Here is a 20,770-nt window from a genome sequence, read left to right as displayed (position 1 = left end):
TATAAAATAGAATAAGATGAAAAAAATTCTATTCCTTATGCTTCCACTAATTGTGTTGTTTTCTTGTCAATCAAAAACGGAAACAACCGTAACTGATTCTGAATCGATTTTCAATTTGCAATCCGAATGGCAAACACAAAATGGAAATGAAATCAAATTGGAAGAATTAAAAGGAAAAGTTTTGACTGTAGTGATGATTTATACTTCATGCAAAACGGCTTGTCCGCGATTGACATTGGACATGAAAGACATCGCAACAAAAGTCAATTACAAAGGAAAAGACTTGACTTATGTTTTGGTTTCTATTGATCCTAAAACAGATACACCAGAAAAAATGACCGATTTTCTAAAAAATAATAAAATAGATAATAAACAATGGTTATTTTTGAGAAGCTCTGAAGATAATACACGTGAATTTGCAAATAGCTTGGCAATGAAATACAAACAAATTTCTCCAATCGATTTCTCTCATTCAAACATTATCAGCGTTTTTTCGAAAGAAGGTATTTTAGTTCACCAAAAAGAAGGCTTAGCTATTGACATTGATGAAACGGTGGATGCTATAAAAAAACAACTAAATTAAGAACAATAAAAAATTACGAAATGAAAAAATTAACTTTTATGATGGCCGCTCTTGTTGCGGTGTCGTTCTATTCTTGCAACAAAGCAGAAGACAAAAAATCGACAGATAGCGAAATTGATTATTCAACTGTTGATGTTGGAAAACCAGCTGAAGCACCTCAAGCAGCAGAATTAACAAGTGCTGAAAAAGGAAAAAACTTAGTTGAAAAAGCAGACTGTTTATCTTGTCACACAGTTGACACAAAATTGATTGGACCATCTTATCAAGATGTTGCAGCAAAATATACAGAAGCTGATCGTGATATGTTGGCATCAAAAATTATTGAAGGAGGAAAAGGAAATTGGGGCGATATTCCAATGACACCTCACTCTACAGTAACAAAAGATGAAGCTGGTCAAATGATCGATTATGTTTTATCATTGAAAAAATAATCCCTATAACTCCCCGACATAGGTTGGGGAGTTTTTCAAAAAAATTTAAATTAATAAAGGATATAAAAGTATTTTATTATGAACACTAGAACAGACTTAATAGGAGAAATGGTTGCAGAAGATTTTAGAACTGCTGCAGTTTTCAAAAAATATGGAATTGATTTTTGTTGCCGTGGAGGAAGAACAATCGAAGATGCGTGTAAAGACAAAACTGTCGATGCCGAAACGATTTACAACGAATTAGAAAATATTCCAAATCAATCGAATAATAACATCGATTTCAAATCTTGGCCATTGGATTTATTGGTAGAATATGTGGAAAAAACTCACCATGCTTATGTGGAAGAAAAAATACCTGTTTTACTCGCTTTCTTAGACAAATTATGCAAAGTTCATGGTGAAAGACATCCAGTACTTTATGAAATAAACGCTTTATTTAATCAAACAGCTCAAGATTTGAGTGCTCATTTAAAAAAAGAAGAATTAATTCTTTTTCCATTTATCAAAAAAATGACTCATGCAAAGAAAAGAGGAATAGAATTAGAAGTTCCTCATTTTGGTACAGTTGAAAATCCAGTTCACATGATGGAACATGAACATACCGCAGAAGGTGATCGTTTTGCAAGGATTGCAGAACTTACCAATCATTACACTCCACCAGCAGATGCGTGTAACACTTATCGCGTGACCTATGCAATGTTAGAAGAATTCGAGAATGATTTGCATACTCATATTCACATCGAAAACAACATTCTATTTCCAAAATCTATTCAATTAGAAAAAGAACTTAAATAAGTTTATTCACTCCCAATAATCCCCTTATTGGGAGTTTTTGATTCTTTAATTCATTATTATTTAAGATATTTTCACTTATAGTTTTGTAACTTTTTGATGATTGATGCGTCTTATTTGTAAACAACCCTATAAATGAAAAAATATTTTCTTCCAATTATTTGTATTGCATCTGTTCATACTTTTGCTCAACAAGAAATAAAAGGAACTTTTCAATATACCAATCAAGCTCCAATAGCGTTAGCAGATGTAATCATTTTTCAAGGCGAAAAAATTATAGATGAAATTTCTACTGACAAAAATGGGCACTTTACGGTTATTTTAGAAGAAGGAACTTATACGTATAGAATTGAAGAAGCTGGAATTTTACTTCATTCATCCTCTCTCACGATTATGAATCATACGGATTTAGGAATTATTTTAGTTCCTAAAACTGAAAATGTAACCTTAACGGAAGCTGTTGTTACAGGTCAAAAAAAATTAGTTGAAAAGAAAGTAGACCGATTAATTTTCAATGTCGATCAAGCAGAAGGTGCAAAAGGTGGAAATGCCTTAGATGCATTGAAACTTGCGCCACGTATCGAGGTGGAAGAAGCGACAGATGCTATTTCGATTATAGGAAAAGGTTCAGTAAGCGTCATGATTAATGACCGATTAATGCAAATGAGCAGTGAACAATTGTCAAATTATCTAAAAACCATTCGAACAGAAGATATTGAAAAAATTGAAGTCATTACAAATCCTCCAGCCAAATACGATGCGACAGGAAACAGTGGAATCATCAATATTGTATTGAAAAATGCAAAACAAGAAAGTTTGAATGGTTCTATTTCGACTTCATACAACCAGCAAAAATACGGTGGATTCAATTTGAACGGGAATATCAATTACCGCAAAGGAAAATGGACATTAACCTCTAATATTTATAGTGGTAAAGGAAATTGGTATGGTAAAAGTAAAAACACAACTTTATATCCAGATCAAAAATGGACTTCGGACGGAATTAATAAAAATGAGAACAATTATTATGGTGGTCGAATTGGTATTGATTATCAAATCAATGACAACTTAATTACAGGTTTCAATTTAGATATTTCAGATGGTAAAGGAGAAAGTAAAGGAAATTCAGTCATTGATATTTTCGATTTAGTGAACAACAAAACAAATCGTTATATGACGACGAATTGGGATGGTGGAAAATGGAATTGGAATTATTTGGGATTAAATTACCATATCATCAAAAAATTCAAAACGGAAGGTAAAAAGTTAACATTCGATTTTGACTATTCGAATAACGGAAACGATAGCAATAACAAAAATATCAGTAACGAATTTGATCCTAATTGGGCAGAAATTCCAGGTAAATACGAAAATAATTACAGCTTAAATGACGGCTCTTCAAACCGATTCAATGCAAGTATCGATATGGAGCATCCTGTTAATTCGTGGAAAATGAATTATGGAACGCGTTTACGTTGGGCAACAGATGAAGCGGAAAATCAACGATTTTTAAAACTTAATCCGAATGATAATTTCCATGAAGATACCGATTTTGCAAGCAAATACAATTACAAAGAGAATGTCTACGCATTGTATTATTCGGTAGAAAAACAATTGAGTGAAAAGCTGACAGGAAAAGTTGGGTTACGCTATGAGCATGCACAAGTGAAAAGCATTATGGAAGATCCGAAAAATAATTACGAAAAAACTTATGACGGCTTATATCCTACCGCTTATTTGATGTATCAATCATCGGAAAATCATTCGTTTACATTAAACTATAGTCGTCGTGTAGATCGTCCATTTATTTGGTATTTAAATCCAAGAAGAACGAAACAAAATGAGTATAATTATTCAGAAGGAAATCCAAATTTGACGCCTTCTAATTCGAATAATTTCGAGTTAGAGCATGCGTATAAAGATTTATTGGTAACAAGTTTGTATTACCGCAATGCGAATGATCTTTTTGAACAAGTAAGCATCATGGATCCTGATACCAAGATTACACTTTCTAAGCCTTATAATATTGGAAAAACATATAGTATTGGTTTAAGTGAAAACATCAACGTAAAACCTTATAAATGGTGGAAAGTAAATGCTTCGGCAGATGTTTTCTATCGTAAAACAACCAGTAAAATTCCTGAAATGAATTATACATTAGACGGAATGAATGGGGAATTTAGAATTACAAATAATTTAGATTTAAATAAAAAGAAAACACTTTTTGCTAATTACACTTATTCATATTATACAAAAAGTACAGATGGATTAGCCAAATTTGGAGATTTTATGCGTCATAACATTGGTATGAGAGCAATGGTATTTAAAAAGAAATTACAACTTTCGGCAAATATCTCTAACCTTTTCGAAAATAAAAATGGAACTTACACAAGTACGTCTAACAACGTAACAAATATGGGAGTTAATCAAGCTTTCAGAATGTATCGTATTGGAATTAGTTACAATTTCGGAAAACAATTTAATATAGAACGCTCAAAATCTAACCAAGAACAAAGCGGCGGAGGCGGTGGAGGAAATGGTTAAAATTTATTCCTGAATGAATAGAACCTGAACAAATCAGTTCAGGTTTTATTTTTTTATAATGATTATTGATCCAATTCTATCAATAGTTTTTTTAATTTGGATATACTTGTAATATATCTTGATATAAAGATATATTTAAAACCAATAAGAAAATTATTCAAACAGAAAATATACCAATTGCAAATGGACACTACTCACAATGTAAAATAATGGAATTCTATTTCTGGTCAATTACCAATAGATTGCGAAACCAAAAAAATTCTGTTAACAATTTTAGAGCAAACTAACTTAGTTTTTAAAAATATCGAAACGATATTACATGAAGCTAATAGCGATAAAAACCATGTATTTCTGGTGGAAATCTCAATTTAAACACTTTACCTTTTTAGAAATTGTTGTATAAATAATAAACCCCTAAAACATAAATTTCAGGGGTTTTGTATTGCAATACTATTCTGTTAAATCGAATAATTACGATGTCCAAAGATCGAACTCCCAATGCGAACCATTGTACTGCCTTCTTCTATCGCGATTTGATAATCTCCTGACATTCCCATTGATAAAATAGAAATGTTTTGATAAATAGATTTCAATGAATCAAAGTTAGATTTTAAAGAACGGAATTCTTCACGAATTTGACTTTCATCTTCCGTAAACGTTGCCATTCCCATCAATCCAACTACGCGAACATTTGGTAAATGCTGAATTTCTTCTTGCATTATCTGTTGAATTTCTTCTTCATCCAAGCCAAATTTTGTTTCTTCATCTGCTATAAATTGTTGCAACAATACATCAATTACGCGATTATTTTTTTGGGCTTGTTTGTGAATTTCTTTCAACAATTTTAAACTATCAACTCCATGTATCAAATGCACAAAAGGCGCCATATACTTCACTTTGTTGGTTTGCACATGACCAATCATATGCCAACGTATATCCTTTGGAAGAACTTCGTATTTATCGCACATTTCTTGAATCTTGTTTTCACCAAAATCTCGCATTCCAGCCGCATAAGCTTCTTGCAAATCCTCCACAGGTTTTGTCTTAGAAACCGCTACCAATGTCACATGAGCAGGAATTGTAGCTTCGATTGTTTTTAAATTTTCTTGAATACTCATTTTTTATTCTTTCAAATCAAATACAGCAAAACCGCTTAATGGTTTTGGTTCGATATATGTACTTTTTGGTGGCATTTTAAGCCCTAAATCCGCAATCAATTGCAAATCCTTCACATCCACTGGATAAAAAGCAAAAGCTGCAATATAATCGTGATGATCAACTTTATTTTTAAGCGCTTCTACTCCTTCTCTATTGCGCGTACCACATTCGTAATGAATGCGTTTATCCTTTTTAGAATCTTGAATATTTAGAATTGGTTTCATCACATTTTCTTCGAAAATATAAGTATCCAATTCGCTTAAACCTTCTGTCATTAATACATTATTTTTGACATATAAACTATAATATTGACCATCTAAATACATCACAATATGATGTTTTTTGGTTGGCACAACTAATTCATCACCTTTCGGAATAATTTCAAAATCAGCTTCTAAAGCAGTTAAAAACACTTCTGGAGTTAAGCCGTTTAAATCTTTAATTAATCGATTATAATCATTGATAATCAAATCTTCATTCGAAACTAAAAGTGCTAACGTATAATTAAACGCTTCATCACCATAGACTTCATCTTTCGAATTTTCAATCGCAAATTTTGTGTATCGCTCCGAACTTTCCATACGATGATGTCCATCTGCAATATACAATTCGTCTAATTTTTCGATTGAATCTTTTAATTGTTTTAAATTTAAACGATTATCAACTCTCCACAACAAATGTTGCGTTCCGTTTTCTTCTTCTATTTTCAGAATCGGCTTGCGTTTCATTTCCGTATCAATCAACAAATCTACACGTTGAGCAGGTTTATAGGTCAACAAAACAGGTTCCGCATGGAAATGAGATTCTTTCAAATAATCAGCAAATAATTCCACACGACGCTCCAAAGTTTCTTCGTGCTTTTTTATTTTATTTTGACGATAATCATCAATATTCACCAAGCCTAAAAGTCCTTTTGTTTCGCGTCCATCAGGCTGTATGACTTGATAAATATAAAAAGACGACTTGTCTTGCGTTAATATTTTTTTCGAAATAAAATCCTCAAAATTCTCACGAACTTTTCTGAATTTCTCTTTCGGATCTTGAATCGTTTCGTCCCAAGTTGGCAAAATAATATGCAAAAAAGAGTTTTCTCTGTTATTGATATAATAATCCAATTCTTCTTTCGAATATTGATTAACGGCAAGCGTCACAAATTCTTGAGAAGTTTCTTCTGTAGGTCGAATTCCTTTGAATGGTTTAAATTGAGGCATTTTGAATAGTTTTAGATAGAATGAAACTCAAAATTATTTTCCGTAAATCTCAACGATTTGCGAAGCTAATTCAGTTCCAATTCTGTCCTGCGCTTCATTCGTAGAACCTGCAATATGAGGAGATAATGACAAAGATTCGTTCATCAACAAGCCCATTTCTGGTGTTGGCTCATTCTCAAAAACATCTAAGGCTGCTCCAGCAACTTTTCCGTCTTCAATTGCATCAACCAAAGCACGCTCGTCAACTACTCCACCACGAGCCGTATTAATTACAATCACGCCATCTTTCATTTTTGCAAATTCTTTTTCACCCAAAATATATCCATCTTGTGCTGGAACATGCAGCGAAATGAAATCTGCTTTTGTAATGACTTCATCAAAATCAACAGAAGTGATGGTAAACGTTAATTTTTGACCATCAAAAAATTCTAATTCAATGTCACGTGTTGCTGGGAATTTATCATACACTAAAATATTCATTCCTAAACCAATCGCTTCACGAATCACTTCTACACCGATACGGCCAAAACCGATTACACCCATTGTTTTTCCTCTCAATTCGATTGCTTTTGCGTAAGCTTTTTTCAATCCATTGAAGTTAGAATCTCCTTCTAAAGGCATATTACGATTGGCTTGGTGTAAATTACGAACGATAGAAAACAAATGCGCAATTACAAATTCTGCTACAGATTGAGAAGAAGATGCTGGCGTATTAATCACCTGAATTCCTTTTTCGCGTGCATAAGCAACATCGATATTGTCCATACCAACTCCTCCACGACCGATAATTTTAAGATTTGTCGCATCAATCAAAGGTTGACGAACTTTAGTCGCAGAACGCACTAAAAGTACTTCAACTCCATTTTCGTTGATATAATTTTCTAATTGTTCTTGTGCTACGTGAGCAGTTATTACTTCGAAACCTTTTGCTTCTAAAGCTTCTATTCCTGCCTTAGAAATTCCATCGTTTGCTAATATTTTCATGTTATTATTATAGAATTAAGATGTGAGATTTTAGATGTTAGATAATATATTTCTCAATACTAATATCTAGCATCTAATGTCTGCTGATTAACCAAATTTTTGTTCAAATTGTTTCATTACTTCTACCAAAACTTGAACAGATTCTAATGGTAAAGCATTGTACATAGACGCACGGTATCCACCAACATCACGGTGACCAGCCAAAGAAACAACTCCAGCTTCTTTTAACATTGCATCAAAATCAGCTTTGAAATCTTCGTTATTTAAGACAAAAGTGGCATTCATTTGAGAACGATCTTCTGTTGCAGCAGTTCCTGTAAATAATCCGTTACGATCAATTTCAGCATACATTGCATCTGCTTTTGCAGTATTAATTTTTGCAATCGCTTCTACTCCACCTTGCTCTTTTAACCATTGTAAATTTAACATGACACCGTAAATTGCAATTACTGGCCACGTATTAAACGATGATTCTTTTTTGATATGTGTTTCGTAGTTTAAATAATCGGGAATATTACGTCCCGTTTTACCTAATAAATCTTTTTGAACGATTGCAACAGCAGAACCTGCAGGTCCCATATTTTTTTGGGCTCCAGCATAGATTACACCAAATTTAGAAACATCAATTGTGCGAGATAAAATATCCGAAGACATATCACAAACTATTGGAACTGGAGAATTTGGAAACTCTTTCATTTGTGTTCCAAAAATGGTATTATTTGATGTGCAGTGGAAATAATCAACATCTGAAGGAACAGTATATCCTTTTGGAATATAACTATAATTTTGATCTTTTGAAGAAGCAATAACTTCGATTTCTCCGAAACGCTTCGCTTCTTTGATAGCATTTTCTGCCCATTTTCCTGTTTGTGTATAAGCTGCTTTTCCGCCTTCTTTCAATAAATTGTAAGCTACAGTAGGAAATTGCAATGAAGCTCCACCTTGCATAAAAACTACGTCATGTGTTTCTGGAACATTCATCAATTCTTTTACCAACGCTCTTGCTGTATCAATTACTTCTACCGCATCTTTTCGACGGTGAGAAATTTCTAAGATTGATGTTCCTGAATTGTTGAAATCTAAACAAGCTTGAGCCATTTTGTCGAAAACAACTTGTGGTAAAATGCATGGTCCTGCACTAAAATTGTGAATTTTCATAATTAAAATTGTTGTGTGTTTGTGTGTCTAATTTGTAAACAAATATAGTAAATCAAATATGGAAAAAAGTGAATAATTACTTTACTTTTGAACAGAATACAAACAAAAAACCCTAAACTAATTCAGTTTAGGGTTTTTCTATTATTTGATTGAATATTTATTTTAGTATTGAACAAAATCAACATTCAATTCTTCTGCTTTGCGTTTGTAATATCCGTCAGCTAATTTATCTTTAATCTCAGCAAATGAGTTTAACGTATATTCGATGTGTTCGTCTTCGTGAGCAGCAGTTGGAATAATACGGAAAATAATCATTCCTTTTGGAATAACTGGATAAACTACTACAGAAACGAAAATACCATATTCTTCGCGCATTTCTTTTGCCAATACAGTCGCTTCGATAGGAGAACCATTCAATACGATTGGCGTAACACATGTGTTAGAACCTCCAATATCAAACCCTCTTTCTTGTAAACCTTTCTGAATTTTTTCTACATTGTGCCATAACTTGTCTTTAAGCTCAGGTTGAGAACGTAATAATTCAAGACGTTTTAAACCTCCGATTACCATTGGCATTGTCAATGATTTTGCAAAGATTTGAGAACGTAAGTTATATTTTAAAATACGGATAATATCTTTATTTCCAGCGATAAAAGCTCCAAAACCAGCCATAGATTTTGCGAAAGTAGAGAAATAGATATCAATTGCATCTTGACAACCTTGCTCTTCTCCAGCTCCAGCTCCAGTTTTACCTAAAGTACCAAAACCATGTGCATCATCAACTAATAAACGGAATTTGTATTCGTCTTTGTAAGCAGCAATTTCTTTTAAAATACCTTGCTTACCTGTCATTCCGAAAACACCTTCTGTAATCACTAAAATTCCTCCTCCTTGTTTGTCGGCTAATTTACGTGCACGAATAATTGTTTTTTCGAAACTTTCGATGTTATTGTGTTGATAAATAAAACGTTTACCAAAGTGTAAACGAACACCATCCACGATACAAGCATGACATTCAGCATCATAAACGATTACATCATTTTTAGACACTAAAGCATCAATTGTAGATACCATTCCTTGGTATCCAAAATTCATTAAATAAGCAGACTCTTTTTGAACAAAATCAGCCAATTCTTGCTCTAATTGTGCGTGAAAATCTGTTTGTCCAGACATTGCGCGAGCTCCCATTGGATAAGCCATACCATATTCAGCTGCCGCATCAGCATCAGCTTTACGAACTTCTGGATGGTTAGCTAAACCTAAATAGTTATTGATTGACCAAGTAATTACTTTTTTACCTTGGAATTCCATTACGGGTCCAATTTCTCCTTTTAACTGTGGAAAAACATAATAACCTTCACCATAATCAGCGAATTGACCTAATGGTCCAGGGTTCTGTTTTAAACGTTCAAAAATGTCCATTTTATTATAGTTTAATTTTTTATTAATTGAAAAAAAGTAGAAAGTGAACGAACACTACCTACTTTAAGTATTTAATTTTTACAAATATACGTATTATTTGATTCTTTCGACTGTTGCACGAGCTTCTAAACCATTGAGTCTACTATTTGTAAAACCTTGCTCCGCCATCCAATCATCACTAAAGACTTTTGTCATATAGCGTGATCCGTGGTCTGGGTACAAAATTACAACCAAAGAATTTTCGTCAAATTCTCCAGCTTCAGCTAATTGTTTATATGCTTGTGTTGCAGCACCAGAAGTATAACCTGCCATAATTCCTTCTTTCAAAGCAATTTCTCTTGTGCGATAAGCAGCTTCTTCGTCAGTTACTTTGATAAAAGAATCAACCATTTCAAAATCTAAAGCTCCAGGAACTAAATTTTTCCCCATTCCTTCAATTCTGTAAGGATAGATATCATTTTGATCAATTTTTCCAGTTTCGTGATAACCTTTCAATATTGATCCATAAGCATCAACTCCGATGATTTTCACATCTGGGTTTTGCTCTTTTATATAACGTGCACTACCTGTCAAAGTTCCTCCTGTACCTGTACAACCGATTAGGTGAGTAATTTTACCCTCTGTTTGATTCCAGATTTCAGGACCTGTTGTTAAATAGTGAGCTTCTGTATTCCCTTGATTAAAATATTGATTAATATAAAGAGAATTTGGCGTTTCCGCAGCAATACGTTTTGCTACTTCGTAATATGATCTTGGATCATCAGCAGGTACATTCGCAGGGCACAAAAATACTTTTGCTCCCATCGCTTTCAAGAATGAAATCTTTTCTGCCTTTGTTTTATCCGATACCGCTAAGATACATTTGTACCCTTTTACGATAGCCACCATAGCTACAGCAAATCCAGTGTTACCTGAAGTTGTTTCTACAATCGTAGCACCAGGTTTTAATAGACCATTTTTTTCAGCCTCTTCTATAATATGTAAAGCTATTCTGTCTTTTGTTGAATGTCCAGGATTGTAACATTCTAACTTTGCATAAACTTCGCCTGGAATGTCTTGGTTAATTCTGTTTAACTGAACTAATGGAGTATCTCCAATTAACTCTAAAACGTTTTTATATTTACCAGTCATTTCACAAATATTCTTTTCTAACAAAAAGCAAAATTAAGGATTTTTTAATTAATTGTTAAAAGATTAACACGTAAAATTAATCATATTACAATTTTAAACTTAAATTCTTATGATTTACTCGTTATTAAATTAGTTATTATTTAAATTAAAAATATGTTCTAAAATTCTTTTATCAGCAAGTGTAAAAGCAATTTTTCTTCTTTCCATCATTTTTTCTGCAGCTTCACAAGCTTTATCAAAATTAAAAACAGGAGCGTCTGATTGTCCACCCCAACTATAATGTTTAATCATATTTGGTGGAAAACCTGATTGAAAAACGTTCGCACAAACTCCAACAACTGTACCAGTATTAAATTGTGTATTGATTGCAGATTTAGCATAATCGCCCATTATTAAACCACAAAATTGCAAACCTGTTTTTACAAATCTTTTTTGGTTATAACTCCATAACTTTACTTCTGCATAATTATTTTTCAAGTTTGAGTTATTTGTATCCGCGCCTAAATTGCACCATTCTCCAATTACAGAATTCCCTAAAAACCCATCATGTCCTTTATTTGAATATGCTATTAGGATTGAATTATTTAATTCACCACCAACTTTACAAAAAGGACCAATCGTACAACCAGCATATATTTTGGCACCCATATTTATTTTTGCATGCTCGCATAAAGCTAATCCGCCACGAATCATAGAACCTTCCATAATTTCGGCATCTTTTCCAATATAAATTGGACCTTCTGATGCATTCAAAATAGAAAATTCAACTTTCGCACCTTCTTCAATAAATATTTTTTCAGGAGCTAAAACTTGGTTGGTTGTAGATATTGATTGAGAAGTTCTTCCTTTTGTCACCAAATCAAAATCAAATTCAATTGCCTGGAAATTGTAAGTAAACAGATCCCAAGAATGTTGTAGATGAATTACTTCATCTTCAAATTGAATAATATCTGATGTGATTTTTGGAGTTTCTTCAGTTGATTTAACTGCTACAAGTTGATTGTCAAAAATTAGGGTTTGGTTTGGTTTTAAATTCTTTATCGCTTCAATTAATTTTTCATTCGGAAAAAAAGTTGGGTTGATAAATGTATTTTCTGTTTGAAGTTTAGCAGGAAATTTTTCTTGCAAATAAGGTTTCGTTTGATAAGAAACCTCTGTATTTAGTATTTTTTCCCAACGTTCTGCAAAACTCAATATCCCCATTCTTAGGGCAGCTACAGGTCTTGTAAATGTTAGGGGCAAAAAATCTTCCCATTCTTCGCCATCAAAAAGAACTATGTTCATTGATCTATGAATTTGTGCAAATTTAAAAATAATTATTTTATAAGTCGATAATATCAATATAGATTCTATCGACAGCCCTCCTAAAATAAATCATTCAAAATATTTGGTTGATGTAAAAAGGTCGTCGTAATTTTAGGCACATTTTAAAAACATTTTTCATTTTGAAATCAGCTCCGATTCATTTTGGTTCAATCGCATATATATTAGACGATTACCTTGCAAATAACACTTTTTCTTCTATCTTCTTTTTGGTAGATGAGAACACTCATGTGCATTGTTTACCGCTATTATTAGCCGATTTGGACAATATTTCTGCTTACGAAATCCTTGAAATTGACTCTGGAGAAGAAAATAAAAACATCGATACTGTAACTAATCTTTGGTTAGCATTAAGCGAGTTGGGTGCAGATCGTCATTCATTAGTTATCAATGTTGGTGGTGGAGTTTTAACGGATATGGGAGGTTTTATGGCTTCTACTTTCAAGCGTGGAATCAAATTTATTAACATTCCAACTACGTTATTATCGCAAGTTGATGCTTCTGCTGGTGGAAAAAATGGAATTGATTTGGAAGGAATGAAAAACATGATTGGGACATTTACACAGCCGGAAATGGTGTTAGTTGATCCTAAATTTTTGTTGACATTAGAGCAACGTCAAGTAAAATCTGGCTTAGCCGAAATGTTAAAACATGGTTTAATCAAGAACCGTGATCATTGGGATAATTTGGTGCAATTACCTTCGCACGATGCCGAATCTTTAGCTCCTTTTATCATGGATTCTATTCATATCAAAGAAAATGTGGTTGACAATGATCCATATGAAAAAGGTGAACGCAAAATTTTAAATTTTGGTCATACAATAGGTCATGCTATAGAAAGTGAATCCTTAGAAACTGATTTTCCGCTTTTACATGGAGAAGCAATTGTAATCGGAATGATTATTGAGACATTCCTTAGTTATGATCAAGAATTAATTTCTAAAGCTGATGTGGAAGAGGTTTGCGAAAGTTTTTCGTCAATGTATGCATTAAATACAATTGATATGAAAATTTTTCCGAACTTAATGGAATGGATGAAACACGACAAAAAAAATCAAAACAATTCAATCAACTTTAGTTTGATCAACAAGATTGGAAATTGTCGTTATGATGTAGTTTGTACTGAAGAAGAAATCAGACAAGCTTTTGAAAAATATAATCAATGGATTGCCTAAAAAAAAATACTTCTTTTTTTGTTGTTGGATTAATAATGAGCCTTATGGCTGCTTGTACATCTCAACACAAGAAAGAAGATGCTAAAGTAGAACAACCTTCAAACACTGTTACGATGAACGAAAAACCTCAATTCAATATCAATAAGTCAAACGAAGAATGGAAAAAAGAACTTTCTTCTGAAGAATATTATGTTTTAAGAGAAGCTGGAACAGAACGTCCTTTTACAGGAAAATTCAACATGCATTTCGAAAACGGAATTTATACATGTAATGCGTGTGGAGAAGAATTGTTTTCTTCTTCTTCTAAGTTTGATGGACATTGTGGTTGGCCAAGTTTTGACAAAGAAATAAAAGAAGGTAAAATTGTAGAACGCGTAGACACTTCGCACGGAATGAAGAGAACAGAAATTCTTTGCGGAAATTGTGGAAGCCATTTAGGACACGTTTTTGATGACGGACCTACAGAAACTGGTTTACGTTATTGTGTGAATTCGCTTTCGTTAGATTTCAAACCTGTAAAATAAAATCAAAAAGCTGTTTCGACAGCTTTTTTTAATGCAAAAATACTTTATGAAAATACTTCGTATAATTATCGTTCTTATCTTATTGTTATTAATTTATAACGGTGTTTACAATTACAATTTAATGGTGAATATAAGAACAACCGATCGTCCGATTAATCCATTGCGCTACATCTTTTTCGGTTTTTATTTCTTCTTAATTCTATTGAATTTGATTGAATATATTCGAGGAAAATTTACATACGGATCATTCAAAAAAGTAATCTATTATTTGATTTTCGCTGGATATTTAGCGTGTATTTTCATGTTCAAATACAACGATTATCATATTCCAGGCTTACCACTTTTGGGTTATTTCACATTGGTGGGAACTACCTTATTTATGTTGAGTCAAATCATCAAAAACAAACCACCATACAAACGCGTAAAAAAATAATTGTTCGAAATGAGTTTGGTTTCGGATAGAATTATGTTCAAACAAATTAATCAATTAGCGATTCCTGCGATTTTTTCAGGGATTGCCGAATCTCTTATTACCTTAACCGATATTGCTATGGTAGGTAATGTAAAAGAATATTCGGTCGAAGCACTTGCTGCGACTGGTTTAGTTGGTTCTTTTCTTTCAGGAATTATTTGGATAGTTGCCCAAACCAAAACTTCTATTTCGTCTTTGGTTTCGCAAAGTTTTGGAGCAAATAAATTGGAAAGTCTCAAAACTTTAGTTCCGCAAGCGTTGTATTTCAATCTATTTTTGAGTTTACTTATTTTTGTCCCAACGTATTTTTTTGCACAAAATCTATTCGAACTATACAATGCAAAAGATTTGGTTCTTCAATTTTCGGTCGATTATTACAAAATCAGAGCATTTGGTTTTCCATTAACACTTATTTCGCTCACTCTTTTTGGAGCATTTAGAGGAATGCAAAACACCGTTTGGGCAATGAAATGTAGTTTAACAGCTGCTTTTGTTCATGTGTTTTTAGACTATATTTTAATTTTTGGAGTAAATGGAATAATTCCTGCTTATCATATCAAAGGCGCTGCCTATGCAAGTCTTATTGCACAATTGATTATGGTAATTATGGCGTTTTACTACTATTTCACGAAAACTTCATTTGGATTAAATCCAGGAAAAACCATTCATCCACTTTTTAAGAAATATATCAACTTAAGTTTCAATTTTATTTTACGAACAGCTTCGCTAAATGTTGCATTTTTTCTTGCCAATTCTTATGCCACCGATTATGGAAAAGATTATATCGCAGCTCAAAGTATTTTGATGAATATTTGGTTGTTCTTTTCATTTTTTATCGATGGATATGCTGGCGCTGGAAATGCAATGGCAGGACGATTACATGGCGAACGAAATTATCCTAAACTTTGGATTTTAAGCAAAGATATTTCCAAATATTCAGTTTTAATTGCGTGTATCTTAATTGCGATTTGTTTCATTTTCTACAATCAAATTGGGCAAATTTTCAATCAAGATCCAAATGTTTTGACCATTTTCAATTCGGTATTTTGGATGGTTTTATTGATGCAACCAATCAATACATTAGCTTATATTTTTGATGGATTTTTCAAAGGAATGGGCGATGCTAAACTCTTGCGAAACAACTTAATTGTCGCAACATTTTTTGGTTTTCTACCAACCATTTATCTTGCAGATTACTTTGGTTTAAATATTTATGGAATCTGGATTGCATTCGGAATTTGGATGTTTTTACGCAGTTTTCCGTTAATGTACATTTTTAGAAAACGAGTTTTAAATCAATAATAAAAGTCGCACTAAAACGACTTTTACTATTTCATCTAAATTCTATTTTTTCCTAAGGCGTAGAAATAGAAGCTTGTTGAATTTTTCCGTTGAAATATGTCCTAGACATTTAATTGAAAAATCATCACGAAAATAATTCATAAATCTTTAGAGTTAGTAAAGATTTAAAAATCAATATCCCAAATTCCTACTACTCTTTCTAAATCAATAAGACCTGAAGCACAATTATAAAGAGTTTCCAAATATTGATTTTGAGTTTCATTATAAGTACGTTGAGCATCTAGAACCTCTAACAAAGACGAATTTCCTCTTTTGTAACTGTATTTTTTAGCCTCTAATATTAAATTCGCGTTTTTTAATATATCTATTTCAAATTGTTTCAACTGTTTTTTATAACCTTCATACAACTCATATGCTTCTTTTACTTGAGATTTAATTTCTAATTCTATTTGTTTATAATTTAGCTCCTCTTGTTTAAATTGCATTTTAGCAACCTTCAATTCATTATTATATTTATTCGAAAATTTCAATGGAATATTTACTCCTCCTTTAATTTGTGTGAACTGAGGAGTTTCTGCTATCAAATTTCTAACAGCTGTTGAATGCTCTAATCCTAAAATCAGTCCCAAATCTATTGCACGATTTGCTTTGGCTAAATCAATCATTCTTTGACTAACATCTTTACTTTGCAAGGCTACTAATAAATCTGTTCGATTACTTAAGGCCATTTCAGTCAAATTGATTAAATCAAAATCACGTTGAAACGTTTTCAAATCTCCTACTGTAGAAAATAAATCTGCATATTGATCAATTCCCATAAAAGTTGACAATCGAATTTTTGATGTAGCAAAATCTGTTTCTGCTTGTATTATTTCATTTTTTAATGACTGAGTTTCTAATCGACTTTGTCTTGCATCAGTTTCAGAAATCTCTCCTAATTTGAATCTTATTTCATCCGAATTTGCTAACTGATTCATCATGTTATAAGAATTCTCTTTTACATTCAACATTTCTTTCTGATAGATTGTTTGAAGAAATCCTAATGTTGCGTCTGCTTTTAAATTTTTGAAATAATCTAAAAGAATTAATTTCGTTAATTCAAATTCACTTTTAGCTAAATTAATTCGAGCTTTTCTTTTTCCTCCTAATTCTAAAACCCATCCAACTTCCGCTGAATATCCAAGTCCCATTTTTCTTTTGGCTTCTCCATTATCAAAATATTCAAATTGAAGCTCGGGATCCGCAAATGCTTTTGAACTTAAAATTTCTGTTTCGGCAATATCTACATTAAAGCGTTCTGCTGTATAAGAAATATTATTTGCCTGAACTGTTTCTATAAATTTTTTATAATCTAACTCGCTTTCACTTGTTGTTTGAGCAATTAATTTAGTATTTACTATAAACAAACTACACACAACTAATAACCAATATTTTTTCATTTTAATCTTGTTTTTGATTAACTGATTTTTCTACTGAATCTTTTCCCCATTTCTTTTCGATCATATAATACAAAGCTGGAAGGGCAAAAAGTGTAATGATTGTTGAGAATAATAATCCGTATACGATAACCGTTGCTAATGGACGTTGAACATCTGATCCTATTCCTGTTGCCAATGAAGCTGGTAATAATCCTAGAATCGCAACTGTGGCTGTCATCAAAACAGGTCTGAAACGATTTTTTGTTCCTTCTATAACAGCTTGAGAAAGTTCCATTCCTTTATTTTTCAGTAAATTGATTTGAGAAATCATAATCACTCCATTCTGAATTGCAACTCCGAATAATGCAATAAAACCAACTGCTGAAGATACATTCAACGTCATTCCTCTTACATTTAAAGCTAACATTCCACCGAATATCGCCAAAGGAATAATTCCTATTAAAAGCAAAGCTTGTCTCAATTTACCGAATGCTGCATATAAAAGTATAAACATGACTAATATTGCAATTGGAATAATAACTGAAAGTCTTTTATAAGCTCTGTCTTGATTTTCAAACTGTCCACTCCATTTAATATGATATTGACTATGATCATAATCAATGTTTTGTTCTATTTTATTTTGAGCTTCTTTTAGGAAAGAACTTAAATCACGGTCTCTCAAATTCAGTTTTATTGTCAAATGACGTTTATTCATTTCACGCGTAATTGTACTTTCTCCTGTATTTAGTTTTACATCGGCAACTTGCGCTAATGGTATTTTTATACCATCTACATTTGTCAAAGTTAATTGTCTTATTTTTTCTGGTGTATTTCTACTATCTTCTTTATATCTACAAGTAAAATCATATACTCTATCATCTGAAAATATTTGAGAAATAGCTTTTCCTCCAATTGCGACTTCTATTAATTCTGAAACATCAGAAACATTCAATCCATATTGTGCAATTTTATCTCGATTAGCATGAATTTGAAGTTGAGGTAAAGGCGGTTCTTGATCTATTGATACATCAACAGCACCTTTTACCATTTTTAATTCTTTCATGATATTCTCAGTTATTTTGCGTGTTTCAGTAAAATCTTTCCCATATATTTTTACAGCCAACTCACTATGTGCTCCTGAAATTTTATCCATAACGCCATCAATCATTGGTTGAGAAAAACCAACTGTATATCCTGGCATACTAGCATACTCTGATTCTAATTCTCGAATCAAATCATTCTTAGTTTTTCCTCTAGGCCATTCTTTATATGGTTTCAGTCCTATTGAAACTTCAAAATGAGATGCTGTCCATGGATCTGTTCCGTCATCATTTCTACCAGCTTGAACCATTACATAGGTAACTTCGTCATATTTCATTGTATGTTCTCTCAATACATCGCTCATTTCTTTTGACTTCTCTACCGATAATCCTGGAGGTAATTCTACTTGTAACCAAATAGAACCTTCGTCTAATGTTGGTAAAAAATCTTTTCCAACAGAAATAGATAATACTGTCGCGCTAGCAAGAATTAGAAGTAATGGTAGAATAACTTTTTTGGGTTTAGCAATTATTTTTTTGATAACCTTTGAATAAGATTTCGTCAGCTTTTCCAACCATTTATTATGATAAATTTTTCTTGGTTTTTTATACATTACAAATGCTAATCCTGGGATTAATAAAAGTGCAACTGATAAAGCTCCAAGTAATGCATAACCAACAGTAAAAGCCATCGGAGTAAAAAGTTTACGTTCTACTCTTTCAAAAGCGAACAATGGTAAATAAGCTGTTATAATAATTAGTGTTGCAAAAAATATTGGTTTTGCTACTTGCTTTGCAACCGTTGAAATAGTTTTCTCCTTTAATTCTTCTTTAGGATTTTCCTCTCTTTTTTTCAAAACGGTTTCCATCATCACAATAGCTCCATCTACAATAATTCCGAAATCTATAGCTCCTAACGAAAGTAAATTAGCTGGTATGGATGTAAAATGCATTAATATAAATGCTATAAGCAATGAAATAGGAATTGTTATAGCTACTAGAAGAGCTCCTCTCCAACTTCCAAGAAATACAATAAGTACAATAACGACTAAACAAATACCTTCCATTAATGTGTACGAAACAGTATTAAGTGTTGTATCGACTAAATCTGTACGATCTAAAAATGCATGTATTTTTACATCTTTTGGCAACAAATCATTATTCAATTCATCTACAGCTTCATGAATACCTTCTAAAACTACAGAAGTATCTTCTCCTTTTAACAATAGAACTATCCCTTCAATTCCGTCACTATGATTTCGGCTTTTATCGCTATAACCTAAAATTCCTTTTCGCTCTAAGTTTCCATATTTTAATTCGCCTATATCTGATAATAAAACAGGTACACCTTTTTCTGATTTAATAACAATCTTACCAAAATCTTCTAAATCTTTTACAAGACCTATTCCTCTAATCACATATCCTATATCTCCTTGAGGTAATGTACTTCCTCCTGCATTAATGTTATTTTTTTCTATTGTTTCTACAATATCATTTAACGAAACATCATACTGAGTTAATTTATTTGGATCTATTTCTATTTGATATTGCGTTGTGATTCCTCCAAAATTTGTTACTTCTGCAACTCCTGAAACTTGATTAATTCTTGGTACAATAACAAAGCGTTGTAAATCTGTTAATTCTCTTAAACTCTTTGTGTCACTTTCAATAATATAACGAAACACTTCTCCAATAGGAGATGTTAAAGGATCTAATCCTGGTTCAGCTCCATACGGCAACTCAATATCATTCAATCGTTCTTGAATTCTCATACGAGCCCAATAATCATCTACTCCATCTTTAAATACAATCGTAATTATAGATAATCCAAATGTACTTTTGCTACGCATAACATGCATACCTGGTAAACCATTTAGCTCTCTTTCTATTGGAATTGTTATTTGTTGTTCTACTTCTTCCGCAGCCAACCCAGGAACTTGAGTTACAACTTGCGAAGTTACATCAGCGATATCAGGATAAGCTTCGATAGATAATTGTTTCCAAGAATAATATCCAAATAATGCAGCCAAAGAAAACAAAGCTACCATTAACCATTTTTTGGCAATCGCCATTTCTATTAGTTTATTCATCACAATAGCTTA

18 protein-coding genes are annotated in these 20,770 nt (G+C 32.3%); 9 read left to right on the top strand and 9 right to left on the bottom strand.

Annotation, left to right across the window (positions count from 1 at the left end):
- Nucleotides 1-16: 16 nt before the first annotated feature.
- The 5 genes from B3R94_RS10805 to B3R94_RS14270 all read left to right on the top strand — a co-directional run bounded on the left by B3R94_RS10805 (nt 17) and on the right by B3R94_RS14270 (nt 4,722).
- Nucleotides 17-583: an SCO family protein gene (locus B3R94_RS10805; protein WP_280049704.1), complete on the top strand. Its 567-nt coding sequence runs from the start codon at nt 17-19 to the stop codon at nt 581-583.
- A gap of 20 nt (nt 584-603) precedes the next feature.
- A complete protein-coding gene (locus B3R94_RS10800) occupies nt 604-1,014 on the top strand; it encodes a c-type cytochrome (RefSeq protein ID WP_280049705.1) in 411 nt (136 codons plus the stop codon).
- Between the two features lie 78 nt (nt 1,015-1,092).
- Nucleotides 1,093-1,809 (top strand): iron-sulfur cluster repair di-iron protein, encoded by a 717-nt coding sequence (gene ric, locus B3R94_RS10795; RefSeq protein WP_280049706.1) that lies wholly within the window; start codon nt 1,093-1,095, stop codon nt 1,807-1,809.
- 132 nt (nt 1,810-1,941) lie between these two features.
- On the top strand, nt 1,942-4,350 hold the full coding sequence (locus B3R94_RS10790) for a TonB-dependent receptor domain-containing protein (RefSeq protein ID WP_291100768.1): 2,409 nt from the start codon (nt 1,942-1,944) through the stop codon (nt 4,348-4,350).
- A 219-nt stretch (nt 4,351-4,569) separates the two neighbouring features.
- Entirely contained in the window at nt 4,570-4,722 is a 153-nt protein-coding gene (locus tag B3R94_RS14270; protein ID WP_084106958.1) for a RidA family protein, read from the top strand.
- An 86-nt stretch (nt 4,723-4,808) separates the two neighbouring features.
- On the opposite strand, the gene B3R94_RS10785 is transcribed toward B3R94_RS14270, so the two are convergent.
- The 7 genes from B3R94_RS10785 to B3R94_RS10755 form a co-directional block, all read right to left on the bottom strand.
- Complete coding sequence (locus B3R94_RS10785) at nt 4,809-5,468, bottom strand: YggS family pyridoxal phosphate-dependent enzyme (RefSeq protein WP_114999389.1); 660 nt, start codon at nt 5,466-5,468, stop codon at nt 4,809-4,811.
- 3 nt (nt 5,469-5,471) lie between these two features.
- On the bottom strand, nt 5,472-6,719 hold the full coding sequence (locus B3R94_RS10780) for a DUF1015 domain-containing protein (protein ID WP_114999388.1): 1,248 nt from the start codon (nt 6,717-6,719) through the stop codon (nt 5,472-5,474).
- 33 nt (nt 6,720-6,752) lie between these two features.
- Nucleotides 6,753-7,703 carry a D-2-hydroxyacid dehydrogenase gene (locus B3R94_RS10775; protein ID WP_114999386.1) on the bottom strand — a complete coding sequence of 317 codons (951 nt, stop codon included), beginning with the start codon at nt 7,701-7,703 and terminating at the stop codon, nt 6,753-6,755.
- Nucleotides 7,704-7,790: 87 nt separating this feature from the next.
- Entirely contained in the window at nt 7,791-8,861 is a 1,071-nt protein-coding gene (gene serC / locus B3R94_RS10770; RefSeq protein WP_038337000.1) for a 3-phosphoserine/phosphohydroxythreonine transaminase, read from the bottom strand.
- Between the two features lie 162 nt (nt 8,862-9,023).
- Nucleotides 9,024-10,283: an aminotransferase class I/II-fold pyridoxal phosphate-dependent enzyme gene (locus B3R94_RS10765; RefSeq protein ID WP_038336999.1), complete on the bottom strand. Its 1,260-nt coding sequence runs from the start codon at nt 10,281-10,283 to the stop codon at nt 9,024-9,026.
- Between the two features lie 93 nt (nt 10,284-10,376).
- The gene (locus tag B3R94_RS10760) at nt 10,377-11,414 is read right to left on the bottom strand and encodes a PLP-dependent cysteine synthase family protein (protein WP_038336998.1); all 1,038 of its coding nucleotides are present in this window, start codon (nt 11,412-11,414) and stop codon (nt 10,377-10,379) included.
- 129 nt (nt 11,415-11,543) lie between these two features.
- Nucleotides 11,544-12,698 (bottom strand): GlmU family protein, encoded by a 1,155-nt coding sequence (locus B3R94_RS10755; protein WP_038336997.1) that lies wholly within the window; start codon nt 12,696-12,698, stop codon nt 11,544-11,546.
- A 161-nt stretch (nt 12,699-12,859) separates the two neighbouring features.
- Between B3R94_RS10755 and aroB the strand changes: the two genes are divergently transcribed.
- From aroB to B3R94_RS10735, 4 genes are read left to right on the top strand one after another with little or no spacing between them, the layout of a single operon-like run.
- Nucleotides 12,860-13,912 (top strand): 3-dehydroquinate synthase, encoded by a 1,053-nt coding sequence (gene aroB, locus B3R94_RS10750; RefSeq protein WP_114999381.1) that lies wholly within the window; start codon nt 12,860-12,862, stop codon nt 13,910-13,912.
- Nucleotides 13,900-14,436, top strand: a complete 537-nt coding sequence (gene msrB, locus B3R94_RS10745) for a peptide-methionine (R)-S-oxide reductase MsrB (RefSeq protein ID WP_407933549.1) — start codon at nt 13,900-13,902, stop codon at nt 14,434-14,436. Before aroB ends, msrB begins: the two co-directional genes overlap by 13 nt.
- A 46-nt stretch (nt 14,437-14,482) precedes the next feature.
- Nucleotides 14,483-14,869 carry a hypothetical protein gene (locus B3R94_RS10740; protein WP_147279964.1) on the top strand — a complete coding sequence of 129 codons (387 nt, stop codon included), beginning with the start codon at nt 14,483-14,485 and terminating at the stop codon, nt 14,867-14,869.
- A gap of 9 nt (nt 14,870-14,878) precedes the next feature.
- Complete coding sequence (locus B3R94_RS10735) at nt 14,879-16,210, top strand: MATE family efflux transporter (protein ID WP_291100766.1); 1,332 nt, start codon at nt 14,879-14,881, stop codon at nt 16,208-16,210.
- Nucleotides 16,211-16,374: 164 nt separating this feature from the next.
- Here the strand turns inward: B3R94_RS10735 and B3R94_RS10730 are convergent, their stop codons facing one another.
- Together B3R94_RS10730 and B3R94_RS10725 are read right to left on the bottom strand one after the other, a co-directional pair.
- Nucleotides 16,375-17,649 carry a TolC family protein gene (locus B3R94_RS10730; protein ID WP_219034443.1) on the bottom strand — a complete coding sequence of 425 codons (1,275 nt, stop codon included), beginning with the start codon at nt 17,647-17,649 and terminating at the stop codon, nt 16,375-16,377.
- A 1-nt stretch (nt 17,650) separates the two neighbouring features.
- Complete coding sequence (locus tag B3R94_RS10725; protein ID WP_291100762.1) at nt 17,651-20,758, bottom strand: efflux RND transporter permease subunit; 3,108 nt, start codon at nt 20,756-20,758, stop codon at nt 17,651-17,653.
- Nucleotides 20,759-20,770 lie beyond the last annotated feature (12 nt).

Origin of the sequence: Empedobacter sp. UBA7611 (assembly GCF_002484365.1) — a bacterium.
Classification (GTDB): domain Bacteria; phylum Bacteroidota; class Bacteroidia; order Flavobacteriales; family Weeksellaceae; genus Empedobacter; species Empedobacter falsenii_B.
This window is presented reverse-complemented; position numbering and strand designations above follow the sequence as displayed.